This is a genomic window from Yoonia maritima (assembly GCF_043641945.1).
Classification (GTDB): Bacteria; Pseudomonadota; Alphaproteobacteria; order Rhodobacterales; family Rhodobacteraceae; genus Yoonia; species Yoonia maritima_B.
Genome location: NZ_JBHZRX010000001.1, coordinates 65,271 through 81,467 on the forward strand (window position 1 = coordinate 65,271; position 16,197 = coordinate 81,467).

22 protein-coding genes and 1 tRNA gene are annotated in these 16,197 nt (G+C 53.5%); 7 read left to right on the forward strand and 16 right to left on the reverse strand.

Annotation, left to right across the window (positions count from 1 at the left end):
* Positions 1–3: 3 nt before the first annotated feature.
* Both ctaA and ACHUEV_RS00355 read right to left on the reverse strand, forming a co-directional pair.
* Positions 4–1,137, reverse strand: coding sequence for a heme A synthase (gene ctaA, locus ACHUEV_RS00350; RefSeq protein WP_394177097.1), 1,134 nt, complete (start codon positions 1,135–1,137; stop codon positions 4–6).
* A gap of 101 nt (positions 1,138–1,238) precedes the next feature.
* On the reverse strand, positions 1,239–1,979 hold the full coding sequence (locus ACHUEV_RS00355; protein ID WP_394177098.1) for an RNA methyltransferase: 741 nt from the start codon (positions 1,977–1,979) through the stop codon (positions 1,239–1,241).
* A 63-nt stretch (positions 1,980–2,042) separates the two neighbouring features.
* Between ACHUEV_RS00355 and ACHUEV_RS00360 the strand changes: the two genes are divergently transcribed.
* A complete protein-coding gene (locus tag ACHUEV_RS00360) occupies positions 2,043–2,471 on the forward strand; it encodes a TfoX/Sxy family protein (protein WP_394177099.1) in 429 nt (142 codons plus the stop codon).
* Complete coding sequence (locus ACHUEV_RS00365) at positions 2,435–3,061, forward strand: thiamine phosphate synthase (protein WP_394177100.1); 627 nt, start codon at positions 2,435–2,437, stop codon at positions 3,059–3,061. The genes ACHUEV_RS00360 and ACHUEV_RS00365 overlap by 37 nt, the downstream gene beginning before the upstream one ends.
* Here the strand turns inward: ACHUEV_RS00365 and olsA are convergent.
* From olsA to ACHUEV_RS00380, 3 genes are all read right to left on the reverse strand, one after another.
* Positions 3,029–3,886: a lyso-ornithine lipid O-acyltransferase gene (gene olsA / locus ACHUEV_RS00370; RefSeq protein ID WP_394177101.1), complete on the reverse strand. Its 858-nt coding sequence runs from the start codon at positions 3,884–3,886 to the stop codon at positions 3,029–3,031. The two genes, ACHUEV_RS00365 and olsA, sit on opposite strands and share 33 nt — an antisense overlap.
* Positions 3,861–4,637: an L-ornithine N(alpha)-acyltransferase gene (gene olsB, locus ACHUEV_RS00375; protein ID WP_394177102.1), complete on the reverse strand. Its 777-nt coding sequence runs from the start codon at positions 4,635–4,637 to the stop codon at positions 3,861–3,863. Before olsB ends, olsA begins: the two co-directional genes overlap by 26 nt.
* 100 nt (positions 4,638–4,737) lie before the next feature.
* Positions 4,738–4,917 carry a DUF3553 domain-containing protein gene (locus ACHUEV_RS00380; protein ID WP_394177103.1) on the reverse strand — a complete coding sequence of 60 codons (180 nt, stop codon included), beginning with the start codon at positions 4,915–4,917 and terminating at the stop codon, positions 4,738–4,740.
* A 29-nt stretch (positions 4,918–4,946) separates the two neighbouring features.
* Here ACHUEV_RS00380 and ACHUEV_RS00385 point away from each other — a divergent pair, with 29 nt between their 5' ends.
* Positions 4,947–5,537, forward strand: a complete 591-nt coding sequence (locus ACHUEV_RS00385) for a histidine phosphotransferase family protein (protein WP_394177104.1) — start codon at positions 4,947–4,949, stop codon at positions 5,535–5,537.
* Here ACHUEV_RS00385 and ACHUEV_RS00390 read toward each other — a convergent pair.
* The 7 genes from ACHUEV_RS00390 to ACHUEV_RS00420 form a co-directional block, all read right to left on the reverse strand.
* Positions 5,534–6,799 carry a glutamate-5-semialdehyde dehydrogenase gene (locus tag ACHUEV_RS00390; protein WP_394177105.1) on the reverse strand — a complete coding sequence of 422 codons (1,266 nt, stop codon included), beginning with the start codon at positions 6,797–6,799 and terminating at the stop codon, positions 5,534–5,536. The genes ACHUEV_RS00385 and ACHUEV_RS00390 overlap by 4 nt on opposite strands.
* A gap of 12 nt (positions 6,800–6,811) precedes the next feature.
* Positions 6,812–7,918, reverse strand: a complete 1,107-nt coding sequence (gene proB, locus ACHUEV_RS00395; protein ID WP_394177106.1) for a glutamate 5-kinase — start codon at positions 7,916–7,918, stop codon at positions 6,812–6,814.
* Positions 7,906–8,952, reverse strand: coding sequence for a GTPase ObgE (gene obgE, locus ACHUEV_RS00400; protein ID WP_394177107.1), 1,047 nt, complete (start codon positions 8,950–8,952; stop codon positions 7,906–7,908). The genes proB and obgE overlap by 13 nt, the downstream gene beginning before the upstream one ends.
* 119 nt (positions 8,953–9,071) lie before the next feature.
* Positions 9,072–9,587: a GNAT family N-acetyltransferase gene (locus tag ACHUEV_RS00405; RefSeq protein ID WP_394177108.1), complete on the reverse strand. Its 516-nt coding sequence runs from the start codon at positions 9,585–9,587 to the stop codon at positions 9,072–9,074.
* On the reverse strand, positions 9,587–10,126 hold the full coding sequence (locus ACHUEV_RS00410; RefSeq protein WP_394177109.1) for a GNAT family N-acetyltransferase: 540 nt from the start codon (positions 10,124–10,126) through the stop codon (positions 9,587–9,589). Before ACHUEV_RS00410 ends, ACHUEV_RS00405 begins: the two co-directional genes overlap by 1 nt.
* 127 nt (positions 10,127–10,253) lie before the next feature.
* Positions 10,254–10,523: a 50S ribosomal protein L27 gene (rpmA, locus tag ACHUEV_RS00415; protein WP_056031912.1), complete on the reverse strand. Its 270-nt coding sequence runs from the start codon at positions 10,521–10,523 to the stop codon at positions 10,254–10,256.
* Positions 10,524–10,535: 12 nt separating this feature from the next.
* Positions 10,536–11,159: a 50S ribosomal protein L21 gene (locus tag ACHUEV_RS00420; RefSeq protein ID WP_106359016.1), complete on the reverse strand. Its 624-nt coding sequence runs from the start codon at positions 11,157–11,159 to the stop codon at positions 10,536–10,538.
* Between the two features lie 186 nt (positions 11,160–11,345).
* Here ACHUEV_RS00420 and ACHUEV_RS00425 point away from each other — a divergent pair, with 186 nt between their 5' ends.
* Positions 11,346–11,693: a hypothetical protein gene (locus tag ACHUEV_RS00425; RefSeq protein WP_394177110.1), complete on the forward strand. Its 348-nt coding sequence runs from the start codon at positions 11,346–11,348 to the stop codon at positions 11,691–11,693.
* Between the two features lie 83 nt (positions 11,694–11,776).
* Here ACHUEV_RS00425 and ACHUEV_RS00430 read toward each other — a convergent pair whose 3' ends face one another.
* Positions 11,777–12,181: a hypothetical protein gene (locus tag ACHUEV_RS00430; RefSeq protein WP_394177111.1), complete on the reverse strand. Its 405-nt coding sequence runs from the start codon at positions 12,179–12,181 to the stop codon at positions 11,777–11,779.
* A gap of 156 nt (positions 12,182–12,337) precedes the next feature.
* Between ACHUEV_RS00430 and ACHUEV_RS00435 the strand changes: the two genes are divergently transcribed.
* Positions 12,338–12,427, forward strand: a tRNA-Ser gene (locus ACHUEV_RS00435).
* Positions 12,428–12,462: 35 nt separating this feature from the next.
* Here the strand turns inward: ACHUEV_RS00435 and ACHUEV_RS00440 are convergent.
* Both ACHUEV_RS00440 and ACHUEV_RS00445 read right to left on the reverse strand, forming a co-directional pair.
* Positions 12,463–12,723 carry a ribose-phosphate pyrophosphokinase-like domain-containing protein gene (locus ACHUEV_RS00440; protein WP_394177112.1) on the reverse strand — a complete coding sequence of 87 codons (261 nt, stop codon included), beginning with the start codon at positions 12,721–12,723 and terminating at the stop codon, positions 12,463–12,465.
* Positions 12,720–13,418: a phosphoribosyltransferase gene (locus ACHUEV_RS00445; protein WP_394177113.1), complete on the reverse strand. Its 699-nt coding sequence runs from the start codon at positions 13,416–13,418 to the stop codon at positions 12,720–12,722. The genes ACHUEV_RS00440 and ACHUEV_RS00445 overlap by 4 nt, the downstream gene beginning before the upstream one ends.
* A 199-nt stretch (positions 13,419–13,617) precedes the next feature.
* Here ACHUEV_RS00445 and ACHUEV_RS00450 point away from each other — a divergent pair, with 199 nt between their 5' ends.
* The gene (locus tag ACHUEV_RS00450; protein WP_394177681.1) at positions 13,618–14,565 is read left to right on the forward strand and encodes a 1-phosphofructokinase family hexose kinase; all 948 of its coding nucleotides are present in this window, start codon (positions 13,618–13,620) and stop codon (positions 14,563–14,565) included.
* A 116-nt stretch (positions 14,566–14,681) separates the two neighbouring features.
* Here ACHUEV_RS00450 and ACHUEV_RS00455 read toward each other — a convergent pair whose 3' ends face one another.
* Complete coding sequence (locus ACHUEV_RS00455; protein ID WP_394177114.1) at positions 14,682–15,116, reverse strand: thioredoxin family protein; 435 nt, start codon at positions 15,114–15,116, stop codon at positions 14,682–14,684.
* A 211-nt stretch (positions 15,117–15,327) separates the two neighbouring features.
* Between ACHUEV_RS00455 and ACHUEV_RS00460 the strand changes: the two genes are divergently transcribed.
* Positions 15,328–16,080 (forward strand): sulfite exporter TauE/SafE family protein, encoded by a 753-nt coding sequence (locus ACHUEV_RS00460; protein WP_394177115.1) that lies wholly within the window; start codon positions 15,328–15,330, stop codon positions 16,078–16,080.
* Positions 16,081–16,197: the final 117 nt, after the last annotated feature.

Genomic DNA, 16,197 nt, shown 5'->3' on the forward strand with positions numbered 1-16,197 from the left:
AAGTTAGCCCCGAACAGATTGAGAAATAGGATATTGCGCTAAGAAACGGCCACGCAGGATCAAACCCCAAAGGGCAACCGCACCGATCTGGTGCACAATCGCGATATGCCATGGCGCAGAATAGATGACAGTAAAGATGCCCAAAACCATTTGCAGGAACATCATCCCAAACACCCCGTGGAATGCCGCGCGGATTTTACGGTTCGCGGATTTGCGCGCGCGTAGGAACACGAACAGGCCATAAGCAAACAGCGCATACCCAGCCATGCGGTGCATGAACTGCACCAGCCCGTCGTTCTCAAAGAAATTCCGCCAGACCGGAGTGATGTCGAATGGCTGCGGCGGAAGGAACCCACCAGCCATCAACGGCCAATCAGGATATCCGCGCCCGGCATCAATCCCCGCAACCAATGCACCAAGGATAATTTGGACGAACGCCATAACGACCAACACATTCGACAGGACCACCATGCGCTTATCCGCGCTACGGCGCGCCTGCAGGAGGTCAGCTTGCGAACGCCCTAGACGCAACGCATAGACCATCATCATTCCTACAATGATAAATGCGAGCCCCAAGTGGGTTGCCAAACGGTAAGACGCGACATCCAGCATGCCCTCACCAAGACCAGAGGACACCATCCACCAACCAATTGCACCCTGAACACCAATCAACGCGCCAATACCGAACAATCTTCCGGTCCAGCCAGTTGGTACCTTGCGCATTGCAACTAATACAACAAACCCGACAGCCCACACCAAACCAATCAAACGGCCAAGCTGGCGGTGCCCCCATTCCCACCAGTAGATGGATTTGAATTCAGACAAGGACATACCTTTGTTTTGTAACTGGTATTCCGGAATTTGCTGATATTTCGCGAATGCGTCCGCCCAAGCGGCCTCGCTCATCGGCGGCACAGCGCCCGTTACAGGCTTCCACTCAGTAATCGACAGGCCGCTATCGGTTAGTCGCGTTAGACCACCAACTGCGATCATGACAACGACCATCACCAAAAGCGCTAACAGCCACCGGCGAATACCGCCACGGGCACCCTGCCCGGCACGATCAATCGCACCCGGGGCTGCGACCTGCTTTGGGGTATCCCCGACCTCTTCGAAAATTGAACGCTTTGTTGCCATCATGGCCTCCGGATGTGTCTTGAGGTGGAAACTAGGGCTGCGACTGGACCACTGCAAGCGGCAGTATGACGCAAGACCACGTAGGGTGGATCTTGATCCACCTACCCCCGGTCCTTCCATCGAACCATTTGGCGCATGACACCATGCAACATCTGAACATCAGCGCGCGTCAGCGGCATACGGGACCAAAGATTACGAAGGTTCACTTTCATACTTGCAGCCTTGTGTTCCGGGAAAAAGAACCCAGCATCTTCTAGGCGCTGTTCATAGTGTTCGCTTAACTTTTCAATCTCGATCTGCTCGGCCCAGTCGCCCGCAGCGCTCATTGTAACTGCCTCTGTAGGCACAGCCTCGCGGCGCCATTCATAACCGGTCAACAGCACACATTGCGCAAGGTTCAGTGAAGCAAAATCTGGATTTACAGGAACAGAGATGATCGCATTCGCCCGCGCGATATCATCGTTTTCCATGCCAGCACGTTCCGGGCCAAACATCACAGCGACCTTTCCACCTGCTGCGATCCGTTCACGTGCGTCTTTCATGGCGGCCTCCGGTGTCAAAACCGGCTTGGTCAAATCCCGCGGGCGCGCTGTTGTTGCATAAACATAGTCGCAATCGCCAATGGCACTTGGGGTATCGTCAAAAAGCTGTGCCTCGTCCAGCAACCGACCTGCACCGCTGGCCATCGCTACAGCCTTTTGGTTCGGCCACCCATCACGCGGATCAACGATCCGCATACGATCCAAACCAAAGTTCCACATGGCGCGTGCGGCAGCACCAATGTTTTCACCCATCTGCGGGCGGATCAGGACAAAAGCAGGTTGAGGATCAGGGCTTGGCATCGGACTTCCTTTGATATCGGCTGGCGTGATACGCTGGCAGGTAACACAACGCAAGGAAACCCGATGGCTTATGATGAAGGTCATGCAGAACTGCTGCGCCAAGAATTGGTCGATGAGCTTGGGCTGACCGAAAAAAAGATGTTCGGCGGCCTGTGTTTCCTTATTCACGGCAATATGGTTTGCGGCGTTCACAACGGCGGCGGCATGGCGCGTGTCGGCAAGTCACTTGAGCCAAAAGCGCTTGAAATAGAAGGTATTCAACCCTTTCTTTTACCGGCAGAAAAATGGGCGGTATGGTTGATGTTGCCGAAGAGGTCATGGATGACGATACACGTCGTGGCCAAATCATTGGACTTGCGCTCGAATATGCGCGCAGCCTCCCACCGAAGCCATAGCCAAGCGTCGCAAACCCAGATAGAACGCCCTGAAGCAAGATTAACTCGGAATATACGCCCATGTCAGACGCCCCTGAGCAGCCACAAATCTACCTGATCACACCTTCAGAATTCGATTTATCGACCTACCCGGATCAATTGGCCGCCTGTCTAGACAGCACCGAAGTGGCCTGCGTGCGCTTGGCACTTGGCACCAAAGATGAATCGCGGATCAGCAAAGCAGCGGACGCTCTGCGTGAAATCACACACGCCCGCGATGTGGCGCTTGTGATCGACAGCCATATTATGATGGTCGAACGGCTTGGCCTTGATGGCGTTCACCTGCAAGACGCTGCGAAATCTGTGATTAAAACACGCAAGGAACTGGGCGAAGAAGCTATTGTTGGCACATTCTGCGGCACATCCAGCCATGAAGGCATGTCAGCAGGTGAAATGGGCGCCGACTACGTCAGCTTTGGCCCGATTGGGAAATCACCGCTGGGCGCTGGCGAACAAGCCGGGCTTGATCTGTTCGAATGGTGGTCAATGATGATCGAAGTACCTGTCGTCGCAGAAGGCGCATTGGATGCTGATTTGATCCGTGCTTTCGCGCCACACACAGATTTCTTCGGTATCGGGGACGAAATTTGGCGCTCTGACGATCCAGCAAAGGCTCTAGCTGATTTTCGTGTGGCTATGGCCGTCTAGGCCAGCCCGCACTGTATTTTCTAGTGTTTTTGCAAGCGTCTTGCGGTCATCAAAATCACTAAGCTGAACTGGCGGGTGGTAGACTACGGTCACGCCACCTTGCCGTTTTGCGGCCAATGTCGACAAAAGATGCGGCCCGAATTCCATATCCCCCCACCAGCCGTAAAACCGCGGATCTTCGCCTTCCGGGGCTTGATAGATCAATGTGACCGGCTGAAGCGCCATTTGATCGCGTATCGCTGGGTCAAAGAAAGCTGCAAACAATGTTGGCTTAAACGGCAACACGCGCAGGCCGTCTGTCGATGTGCCTTCGGGGAAAAACAACAGCCGATGGCCAACGCCCAAGCGCTCTTTGAACATTGCAACCTGCTCGGCGGCTTCTGTTCTTGAACGCCGAATAAACAAAGTACCTGTTGCACGTGCGAGCCAACCAATGCCCGGCCAGGCGGATACTTCATGCTTTGCGACGAAATAGATGCGCTTGCGTGCATTAAGCGCGAAAATATCAAGCCACGACGCGTGGTTCGCAACAACGGCGCCCCCACTCTTCATTGGCGAACCGACACTTTTGAAACGGATACCAAGCAGGATAAACGCACCACGGCATACAAATTGCGTGATATAGGGCGTAACAGGCCGCCCAACCCCGCAAATTGGCCGCTCAAACAGCCTAACAAGCAAAAGCACGATAAGCCCGCCAAAAACCAAAATGATCAAAGGCACGGCGCGGGCAATGACACGTAACCAGTCCACCCAACCAATGTGGAGTTGAGGCGGTACATCTTGGCTGGTCCAGACATTAGACACGGTGTTCACCTTTGCCATAGATACTACCCTGCAAAGTAGAGACCGCGTCAGCAGCCAAAATCAAACAAATATCCACCGTGTTGAAGGCGTGGTCGACAAACGCGCCTTGGCCCACAGTTCCGCCAAGCCGTAAATACGCCTTGATCAACGCAGGAGTCTCACGCATAGCGGCAACACGATCAATTTGATCCTCTGCCAGCATATCCATAGAAATTGCATTCGCTCCGGTTGCGCGGACACCCATTTCTGGCGGTGCCAAATGACGGTGATGAAGCAGGCTCAGCGGCCCCGCTAATGCATCTATATCGGTTCCATGAAATGACGCTGCACCGAACATCACGTCGATGCTTTCGCGTCGCCCATAATCGGCCAGCGCACCCCAAAGGTGCATCATAGCCGTGCCACCACGATAGTCCGGATGCAAACACGAGCGCCCTAATTCTAGCAAGCGCTTACCACTTTGTTTTAGAACCGATAGGTCGAATTCATCTTCGCAGTAAAACTGCCCTACATCTTTCGCGCGTTCTTCAGTCAAAAGACGATAAACACCCACAACCTGATCATCGCTTGGGCGCGTCACATCACGCAGCAACAGGTGCGTGGCAAATGGATCAAAGCGGTCTTTCTCAAGCCCGGCATCATGATCAACCATGTCGCCAGCACCCCCAAGTTCACGCACAAACACGTCATAGCGCAAACGCTGTGCAGACCGGATTTCATCTGGGGATTTTGCCAACGCAATCTGAAACTGTGGTGTGTGGTAAGACATTGATACCTGTGTCAGAGCCTTTGGCCTCGGGCGCGTTTTCTACTGCGGCGTTAACGATTTGACAACCTTTGTGGCACTACGTCTAAACAAGGAACATTAATCAACGATCAACCAGGATGAGCCCAAGCTGTGACCCATCAATGACAACCTTGCCCTCTTCTCGAAAGTTGACGGTAATTTTTCCGCCAATGTTTGACTGCACTTGTCCAACGCCCCAATCTGGTTGGGCGGGATTGCGTACCAACATACCGGGTTCTAAAATGGCGTTCATGCCGATCATTCAACTTCCCTCCAAAAGGAGACCACGCCATGCAACCTGATCTGGCCGCGCTTGTGGGTTCACGTATTTGCCACGACCTTATTAGCCCTATTGGGGCAATCGGCAATGGGGTCGAGCTTTTATCGTTAACTAATGGCAGCACCGCCCCGGAAATGGCGTTGATAAATGACAGCGTGCAAAATGCGAATGCACGCATCAAACTGTTCCGCATCGCGTTTGGTAGCGCAGCCGAAGGCCAGCGGATCAGCAGCACCGAAGTGCAGAGCATCTTGACCGCAATTTCGCAAGGCGGACGCAACAAATTTCACTGGGACATCCAAGGCGATCAGCAGCGGCAATGTGTTCGGCTGGCCCTTTTGGTTCTGCTTTGCTTTGAAACAGCGCTTCCCATGGGCGGCGAAGTCACAATCACCCAGCAAGGCGAAACGTGGTTCTTCACGGCCAAAGCAAAGCGTATTAACTTTGACCCGGACCTTTGGAACAGCACCGGCAACGCCACAAACGGACATGTTCACACAGCCGCACAGGTGCAGTTCGCGCTGCTGCCAACGGCCTTAGCCGAGGCAGATCGCGAACTAACTTTCGCTGCCAGCGATACGGGACTAACTGCGCAGTTTTAACTGCGCACGGTCCCGTCACCTGTCACCAAGTATTTAAAGCTGGTCAATTGCACCGCACCAACAGGCCCACGCGCGTGAAGTTTACCGGTGGCGATACCAATTTCTGCACCCATCCCAAATTCACCGCCATCCGCGAACTGCGTCGAAGCGTTCCGCATCAAGATCGCACTATCAAGTTCGCGGAAGAACTTATCGGCCACACTGTCATCTTCCGCAATGATAGCGTCGGTGTGATTTGACCCAAATTCGCGGATATGTGCGATTGCACCATCAATACCATCGACCACTTTGGCAGCGATAATCATATCCAAAAACTCGTGCCCAAAGTCGTCGGGCTGCGCCGCGACTGTACCTACGGTTTCAGCGAGCTTACCAGCTGCCCGCACTTCGACACCCGCGCCCAACAAGTCCCGAGTCAGAATATCGCCGTGCTTGTCAAAAAACGCCTGATCAACCAGCAGACATTCCGCAGAACCGCAGATCCCGGTGCGACGCGTTTTGGCATTCAGTAGAACCGCGCGCGCTTTTTCCAAATCAGCGCTCGCATCCACGTAGACGTGGCAAATCCCTTCAAGGTGGGCGAAAACAGGCACGCGAGCCTCGCGCTGAACCAATCCGACAAGCCCTTTACCACCACGCGGTACAATCACGTCAATGTAATCTGTTGCCTGAATCATAGCAGAAACGGCAGCGCGGTCGCGTGTTGGGATCAACTGAATTGACGTCTCTGGCAAGTTAGCAGCCTTTAGACCCTCAACCAAACACGCGTGGATCGCTTGGCTTGAATGAAAGCTTTCGGAACCACCACGCAAAATCACGGCGTTCCCCGATTTCAGGCAAAGCGCACCTGCATCAGCGGTCACATTGGGTCGGCTTTCGTAGATCACACCGATCACACCAATCGGCGTACGGACGCGTTTGATATTCAGGCCCGTTGGTTGTGTCCATTCCTCAGTCACGACGCCAATCGGATCCTCTTGTGCCGCAACAGCGCGTAGACCCGTTACGATACCGGCAATCCGGTCTTCATCCAGCATCAGACGGTCCATCATTGACGGTGAAAGACCTTTCTCCGCCCCGAATGCCATATCTTTTTTGTTCGCAGCGATGATCGCGGCACGTTGTTCCCAAACGGCATCCGCAGCGGCATTCAGCGCCTTTTCCTTTGCCTCAGCCGGAGCAGTCGCAAGCACGGTTGCCGCAGCGCGGGCGCCCACACCAATTTGGGTCATCATCGTTGCAATTTGCGTTTGCTCGTTCATCTTTTTGCCCTCTTAAAGCACCATATCATCACGGTGCACCAATGCAGCCCGGCCTTCATAACCCAGTATCGTTGCGATGTCATGCGACCGACGACCAAGTATCTGCCGAGATTCGGCAGCGGTATAACGGGTCAATCCCTGCCCCAGTTGCACACCTAGCGCATCCATAATCGCAACAACATCACCGCGCCCAAACCGCCCAGAAACCTGCGTTACACCGGCTGGCAGTAGGCTGTTCCCGCGCATCAACGCGGCCTTCGCACCATCGTCAATCGTCACGTTTCCGGCTGGCTTCATCGACGCGATCCAACGCTTTCGCGCGACCTGCGGATCTGTCTGCGCCGCAAACCAAGTCGTGCGCGCCCCATTTTCGAGCAAAGCCAGCGGGCTGTTTTCAGTGCCCAATGCAATTGCCATCGCGCAGCCTGCCTCGGTCGCCATGCGCGCCGCCATGATTTTGGTAATCATTCCGCCCTTGGAAAGCCCAGAGCCGACGTCACCCGCCATACCCTCAATTTCCGGCGTTATTTTATCAACATTATCAAGGTGTTTTGCATCGCTATTGATGCGCGGGTTAGCAGTATATAGGCCATCAACGTCCGACAACAACACAAGCTGATCCGCACCAATTGTGACTGCGACCTGCGCTGCAAGCCGGTCATTATCACCGTAACGAATCTCGTCAGTGGCAATCGTATCGTTTTCGTTCACAATGGGTGTTACGCCAAGCGATAGCATCGTTTCCATCGTCGCACGACTATTCAGATAACGACGACGATCATGAGAATCTTCAAGAGTAACCAGTACTTGACCGGCAATAATACCGTGAAGCGCGAGCACCTCTTCATAGGCCCGCGCGAGTCGAATTTGTCCGACAGCCGCCGCCGCTTGCGATTGTTCCAACGGCAAGGCAGCTGGCGGCAAGCCGAGAACACCACGCCCCAGAGCGATTGATCCGGATGACACTAGGACAACGTCAGTGCCACGTTCACGAATGCGGGCAACATCAGCGGCTAAGGATTTCAACCATTCTTGGCGCAGCGCACCAGTCTTTGCGTCGACCAGCAACGCAGAGCCAATTTTAACAACAAGCCGCTTGGCGTCGGTTAGGGTTGCCATGGGGCGTCCTCTTCCGCTTCCTCCGCAGCTTTGCGATGACGCAGACGGTTGTCGTCAATCTCTGCACGTAGCGCGCGCAGCACCTCAGGGATACCCTCTCGGCTAACACCAGACATCAATAGCACCGGACCTTCGGCCACGGCTTCGATCTCTTCTTTAAGGAACGCACGTTCTTCTTCGTCGAGCGCGTCGATCTTGTTCAGGACTGTGATACGCGGCTTTTCGGCCAGTTCACCGCCGTATGCTTCAAGCTCGCCGATGATCGTTGTCAAATCGCCGGCAGGATCTCCAGACGTCCCATCGATAAGATGCAACAGCACAGCGCAGCGTTCGACGTGGCTTAGGAATGTATCGCCAAGACCACGTCCCTCTGACGCGCCTGCGATCAGGCCGGGGATGTCCGCAACAACAAATTCCACCTCGTCAATACCTACGACGCCAAGGTTAGGGATCAACGTTGTGAACGGATAATCAGCAACCTTTGGGCGTGCGTTCGATGTCGCAGCGAGGAAGGTAGACTTGCCTGCATTCGGCATACCAAGCAGGCCCACATCGGCGATCAGCTTAAGGCGTAGCCAAATCGTGCGCTCAATGCTTTCTTGGCCCGGATTCGAACGACGCGGTGCTTGGTTCGTGGCAGACTTAAAGTGCAAGTTCCCCCAACCACCGTTACCACCCTTGGCAATAACGATACGTTGGCCAACTTCGGTCAAATCAGCGATGACGGTTTCTTCGTCCTCGTCAATGATCTCGGTCCCAACAGGAACGCGCAGCACCTTATCTTCACCGTCTTTACCGGTACGTTGACTGCCCATACCGTGCTGGCCGTTACCCGCAAAAAAGTGCTGCTGATAACGAAAATCAATCAGAGTGTTCAGGCCTTCGACGGCCTCGACAATGACATCACCGCCATTGCCGCCGTCGCCACCATCTGGTCCACCGTATTCGATGAACTTTTCGCGTCGGAAAGAAATACAGCCACCGCCGCCGGCGCCGGACCGGATATAGACCTTCGCTAGATCAAGAAATTTCATAGGTTTTGCTTTCCGCGCTGTTCAGATGTGGCGATAGTCTATTGCGCGCCGCTTCTCAAGCGCTGACAATCGCATGCAATGCATCCGCATCCCCGGCACACAGATCGCGGTAGGTTAGGTTATGCATCTGATTGATCCCACCGTGCGCGTGTTAATTCAACAAGCCGCGCAGCCACATTCGCATTCCGCGCTTTAGAAAACTGGACCTTCTCCCCAACTTCAACGAACCCTAACTTTTCAAGCACACGGGCAGAGGCGCGATTTCCTACGAAATAGCTGGAACAAACCTTTCCAACACCCCTGTTAAGAAAATGCGAACTTAATGCCGCCCCTGCGGCCTCGGTCATGATGCCTTGGCCCCATGCAGGTTGGCCCAGCCAATAACCCAGCTCTTTTCCGATAGAAACGACCCCAAGGAATGCATCATTTTGCTTGATGACCCAAAGGCTACCCAATTGGCCGAGGCGATCCATTTCAAGAAACGCGTCCGCATCTGATTGGGTGTATGGATGGCACACCGGTACGAGCCACTTCGAGACATCATAGTCCCCAGCATACCGAACAACATTATCAAGGTCTGCACGGCAAAGCTCACCCAAAACAAGACGTTGCGTCCGCAGAGTTGGGACGGTCATTAATCCACCTTAAGGGTATATGTCCACGTCGGAACCGTCGCATTGCGCGCCACAGAAAACGCCTCTGCATCTCCAAGATAGTCAAAACCGCAATTTGTCAGCACACGTGCTGAACCCGGGTTATCTTGGAACACCTCAGCAAAGATGCGTTCAGATTGGTGTGGGTTCGCAGCGATCAAGGCGCGAACGGCCTCTGATGCCAATCCTGTATTCCAGAACGCGGGCGCGATCCAATAGAACACCTCGGATTGCTGACGGTCCATGCGCTCAAGGCTGATCAAACCCAAAGCTTCTGCATGGCCATGTTCTGAACCGTCGATGACCCATATATCCTCTGTCCGATCGGGCTGCGCGGCACGATCAATCATTGCCTCGATTGTGCCGGGCGGCAGCGGATGGGGAATAGAGCGCGTACCGCGAGCGACACGTTCGTCGGCCGCATACATCGCAATCAACCCGGCATCGGACTTACGACACGGGCGCAGAACGAAACGTTCTGCGTTTATTGTTTCTTGAACTGTAATCTCTTCATGAATCACTGCTTTCCCTCCTCGAAAACATGATCACCCCGAGGCACGTATAAATAAACAACGTGGCAAGAGTATGAATAAAAAAAGGGACCGGCTATCGCCGATCCCCTGAAATTTGCTACCTGAGGTAATCGGCTTATTCAGCGGCCTCCGCCACTGGGAGAACCGAAATAAAGGTACGGCCCTTGAGGCCTTTGTGGAACTGTACGTTGCCTTCGACGGTCGCAAAGATCGTGTGATCCTTGCCCATGCCAACGCCTGCGCCTGGCCACATCTTTGTGCCGCGCTGACGCATGATGATGTTGCCAGGAATGACAACTTCGCCACCGAATTTCTTAACGCCAAGACGACGACCAGCTGAGTCGCGTCCGTTACGGGATGAACCGCCTGCTTTTTTATGTGCCATTGGTGTCTCTCCTTAGCTTTGAGCGAATTCAGCGGCTTGCTTCAGCCACTCGTCGCGATCGATGCGGCCTTTGAACGAAAGCTTTTCGTCCATGTCAGCCACTTCTTCAGGTGTCCATGCAGCGATCTGTGCAAATGTTGTCACGCCAAGTGCGTGCAACTTCTTCACGATCACGGGACCAACACCGCTGATTTTTGTCAGGTCGTCACCACCAGTAGTCGCAGCAGCCTTCTTCGGTGCAGCAGCTTTCTTAGCAGGTTTTTTCGCAGCAGGTGCAGCAGCAACAGGCGCAGCGCCGTTTACAGCAGCTTTTACACCAGACTTATCAGCGCCTTTTTCAAGGATATCGCCAATACGTACCAGTGTCAGTTGCTGACGGTGGCCTTTTTTGCGTGCAGACGAGTGCTTACGACGACGCTTTACGAAATTGATAGTCTTTGGACCTTTGATCTGGTCGATGACTTCGGCTTGTACGCCTGCGCCTTCAACCAAAGGTGCGCCCACAGTGGAGCCAACCATCAGAATCTCGTTGAATTGTACTGTTTCGCCAGCAGCAGCTGCCAGCTTTTCTACGCGGAGCACGTCGCCAGAAGCGACTTTGTATTGCTTGCCGCCGGTTTTCAAAACCGCAAACATATGATCTTCCTTCGTTTTTCGCGTCTCTGAGGCCCCGGATCATTCCGGCGTTAGTGGCTGATGCCGCCTGTAAACAGCGCGCCCAATGGGCGTAATTTCGCATATACCCGCACAAAACCCTTGTACGGATGGCGGCTTATCTGACCAATACCCCTATAAGTCAACCCAAAAGAAGGTGAAAAACCCATGCGGCGTTTTCTGATCACATTGACCGCCCTAGCTGGATGCAGCACCGAGGCAAATCATCTGGGCAATCCGCTCATGCTACCGATATCGGGCATTTCGACAGGCCTTGGTAATGCGGTGTATAATCAACGTCGCGGCCAAGTCGAGGTTTATGTCAAAACCAACCACCCCGCGCTTTTGACCGACATATCAAACGAGGGCGGCCCGCATATTACCGAAGCAATGGATATAGCGCGCATCCCAGTGTCAGAGCGCCCTGCCCGCCTGATCCAACTCAAGTCCGATATCGGGCTCTACGAAACCAGCCCAGAGGCGCTTGTCGTCGCTCTCATGGTTTATTCGTCATAACCCCAACAGTGGATACGTAGTTAGGTTTGGAATTACAGTCCTTGCGCAGTGAATTTCCTCGCAAGGACTATTTGCGTTGCAGCTTAGAAACTGGCGTAGGCTGAATCGCGCTGCGCGACCAAATCCCAAAAGGCCTTTGACTTAGAAATATCGTCCGCCATCGCCGTTGGAATACCGCGTGCGATCATGCGCTCATACAGCGTCTCTGGATACCCCGGTGTAACTGGCGGCACGCTGACCATTGGATTGATGTCCGCAGCTTTCGCACGCGCCTCAATCGGGCAATCCTTTGTCGGGTTACCATTCGCAGCTTGCCCCGTCTGCTCTAGCTTTGCGACGGCGGCGTAATAAATCGCACATTCGCTTATAACGAGGGCCTGCTGACGCGGATCATCAGCGGGCAAATTATCCTCTACCACAATTGGCGGTGTCTGATCACATGCTGCCAACAAACATAGTGCCAGCGCGGATGTCTTGAATAGTGACAATACACTTTCCTTTTCTTGATTTTATGCGGTCACCATACGTCTCCAATCTGAGATTCCAAGACGTCAATCAACATCAAATTGTGATGCTTACTCCATGCGTTACAAATTGCCCTTGCACACAAACGCCCCCCATATTAGGACGCCGCCACCCCCCGCGGAGAGGTGCCGGAGTGGTCGAACGGGGCGGTCTCGAAAACCGTTGTGGATGCAAGTCCACCCAGGGTTCGAATCCCTGTCTCTCCGCCACTAAACTGCCCGTATGCTGGGCGTTTAATCACGAATTATTGTATCTTTTCAGTCCTGTAAGGATTTCTAAACCTTTGAGGGCAGTCTTTTTCGCATGAATTCCCGCATATAAGGTCAGGCCCAGAAAACAGGCTTTGCACAACAAATACATCCTGCCCGCGCACGCTCACCATCGGGCGTATTTTGGATTCACCATCGGAAAAGTCACGGTGTTCCAACGCGGACAATTCAATCCCCAACGCCTTTGCGATCCGCTTGCCGAGATAGCTACTTTCATTCAGCGCAAAGACTCTCATGTTCGCTTCCTGCTTTCAGCAGCCTGCAGCTCAGATACAGGCCATTTTGCGCAGAGCCTCATCGCCGCGACAACTTCGCTATCCGATGTTTGCGGAAAGCGCTGATAGGCGGCTCCAACAGCGTAGAACGGCTCTGGCTGATAAAGACACACGGTCTGGTCGGCGAGATTCGCCAAATCGGACAGCCTGTCAGGTGCAGCGACGGGCAAAGCCAGAATGATGTGGCTTGCGCCGGATTCGCGCAATGCCAACAAGCTAGCCCGGACAGTTGCACCCGTGGCCACCCCGTCATCAACTACAATCAGTGTTTTTCCTTTTAGGTCGGGCCGTTTAATTCCTTCCATATATAGCTCTCTACGTCGGGCAATTTCAGGCAGCAACGCCTGCCCCATCGCTTCGACATCTGCCCGTGTCCTGCCGAATGAATTAGCTATACGCTCGTTCACTGTTACTTTTGGGTGTGCCCCATCAGTCACCGCACCTATCGCGAGCTCGGGTTGCCCTGGCGCACCGATCTTACGCACAAAAACGAGGTCAAGTGGGAGATGAAATGCCTTACAAATCTCTTCTCCAACGGGAACACCCCCGCGCGGCAAGGCTACAACAACTGTATTCCTAGGGTCGACCGAAGTGAGAGCGGCGGCCAACCGTCGTCCAGCCTCGCGGCGATCCTTGAATAGAGGCAACCCTGTCATTCTATAACTCCTCTGGCCGTCCTACACCGCAATCGCCGCGCTGCTAGAGCAACTCCAATTACTTTTGTACCGATCCACGTTTCGCAATTTCCTTAGGACAAGCTAAAGTAACTCTGTGCCTTAGAATTGATCCCCCTCAATCAACGACGTTTCAAAGCGCATATGACCGAAAACAAAGCTAAGGGATCGTGCCTTGACCATGACAAAAATTCTGACCATTACTCTCGCCCCCTCAATTGATCTGGCTACATCTATTGATCGGGTCATTGCAGGAGCAAAATTGCGTTGCCCACCGCCTAGGATGGATCCGGGCGGCGGTGGCGTGAACGTTGCGCGCGCCATCAAGCAGTTGGGGGGAAGTAGTCAAGCACTGATAGTGGTTGGTGGTGCGACAGGAAATCAGCTGATCGACCTTCTGAACGCCGAGAGCATTGAAACTATCCCCGTTCAAGTCGCACAGCACACGCGTCAAAGCCTCGCAGTCACAGATAGTACAACAAGTGAACAATATCGGTTCAGCCTGCTGGCCGAACCGCTTGGCGCGGACGATGGTGTGCAGATACTCAACAGTATCACAGAGGCCACGTCAGACGGTGCGCTTGTGGTGTTAAGCGGAAGTGTCGCCCCGGGACTTGATGTTGAATTTCCGCAGCAGATTCAGGCTGCCATCGCAGATAGGACCAATCGGTTGATCGTTGATACCTCTGGCCTGCCACTTGCCCATTTGATCGCCCATCCAACCCAACCTTTACACTTGCTACGTGTTGACCAAAAAGAAGCTGCAGATGCCGCCGGAGTCCCTCTTGATACTGTACAATCGAGCGTAGAATTCGCCGCTGGATTGGTGGATCGTGGTGTAGCTGAAATAGTTGTCACCGGGCGTGGCGCTGATGGGTCCATTCTAGTTACCAAGGATAAACACCTGTTCTGTCATGCGCCTAAGGTGTCCGTACGCAGCAAAATCGGGGCGGGTGATGCATTTGTCGGTGCCATGGCACTTAGTATGTCGCGCAACGAACCGTTACAACGGACCTTGCAGTGGGGTGTCGCAGCCGCCAGCGCGACCGTAATGACCGAAGGGACTGCACTTTGTAGATTGGAGGATGTGCAAAGGCTGTTACCAGCCTGCACAATAACCGAAACTTGATCTTACAGCGCCTATCCGCGTTAGAAGATCGGTTCGCCTAGAAAGCTTTTCGTGCGACAAAAAACGGGTATGGAACGGTTTCGGTAATTTCCTAGAGCGAATATACACAAGCGCTGTCAAAGATGTTGACGTACGAAACCCTCAATATCTGCGGCTGGTCGTGCTCCGGAAAGACGGGCGACTTCGCGGCCATTGGCATAAAGGATGAGTAACGGGATGCCCCTTATGTTCAGGCGGCTTGAGATTTCTGGATACTGTTCGGTGTTTACCTTCGCAAACCGCGCGCGAGGCTTAATGGCCTGTGCTGCCTTAGCGAATTCCGGCGCCATCATTTTGCAAGGTCCGCACCATTCAGCCCAATAATCTATAAGCAGTGGCAACTGGTCCGTCCGCCTGGCTTTGTCGTGCACCTTGAGATCAAGCTCTGCAACATTGGCGGCAAACATCGGCGCGCCGCATTTGGCGCATTTTGGCCCTGAGTTCAGCTTTTCGGCTGGAACACGATTGCCCTGACCGCAGGCAAGGCACGTTAATACGACTGTTTCAGGCATGCTCACTATTCCTTAACTTCACAGGGAAAACTCCGACACATGGACTTCCCCCTGTTACATCAATCATTACCGAGTTTTGAAGCCGTTGAATTGATGGGGATCAAGACGCGATTTCGGTTTCAACATAGGCAATGTCAAATACTGTAGAGAACTGATGTCCATTGACCGGGAGAACCAGCACTTGGCCAAGAAGCAAAACGAGTGAGACAGGATGCGCATTGAAACCGTGCTAGACCTGCCGACAATCACCCTGCTTTGGGTTGGCAGTGTCGTCTTCATCGCCTCCTTTATACGGGGGTATTCCGGTTTTGGCTTTTCGACTGTGTTTATGGCTGCGCTATTGCCCGTGCTTCCCGTTTCACAGCTTGTCCCCCTGTCCATCCTTCTAGAAATCGTCGCGTCCAGCAGTCAAGCGCCGCGCATTATCAAGGATATCAACCAACGTTTTCTGGTCATTCTGTTGGGTGCCAGTGTGTTAGGTGCGCCTGTCGGCGTCTATATGCTGTCATTCGTTTCAGAAACCAGCCTACGGTTCATCGTATATAGCGTCGTTCTACTTTCGACTGCTGCCTTACTGCTCGTGAAAACACGTCCTCTTTCGACAAATTCGATCGGCCTATTTATCGCCGGCTGTATCGCGGGTGTCGTCAACGGGGCAACCGCGCTAAGTGGATTGGTGCTCGCACTATTCTTCAGCACGTCGACGATCGGAACGAAAATGATGCGGGCGACGATGATCGCTTACCTGTTTTTTACCGATATCATTACGGCGATAATGCTGTGGATTGCAGACTATTTTTACGTGCAAACGTTGCTGCGTGGTCTGGCGCTTTTGCCAATTATGTTTGCTGGTCTCTGGTTGGGATCGCGATATTTCTCCAAGGCTCCGGTCGAAACCTTTAAGACAAGGATCATGTGGCTCCTGCTCATATTCTGTACAGCCAGCCTGATTCAAATGCTGTAATCGCGCTAGTGCACGCCCTAACGCCCTACCAGCATTGGTCCAAAAAAACTTTCACTTCTTGATTTCTGTCAACGGACAATTTCACGTGACTTGGCAGAGTGTTTTCACAGCCCAACA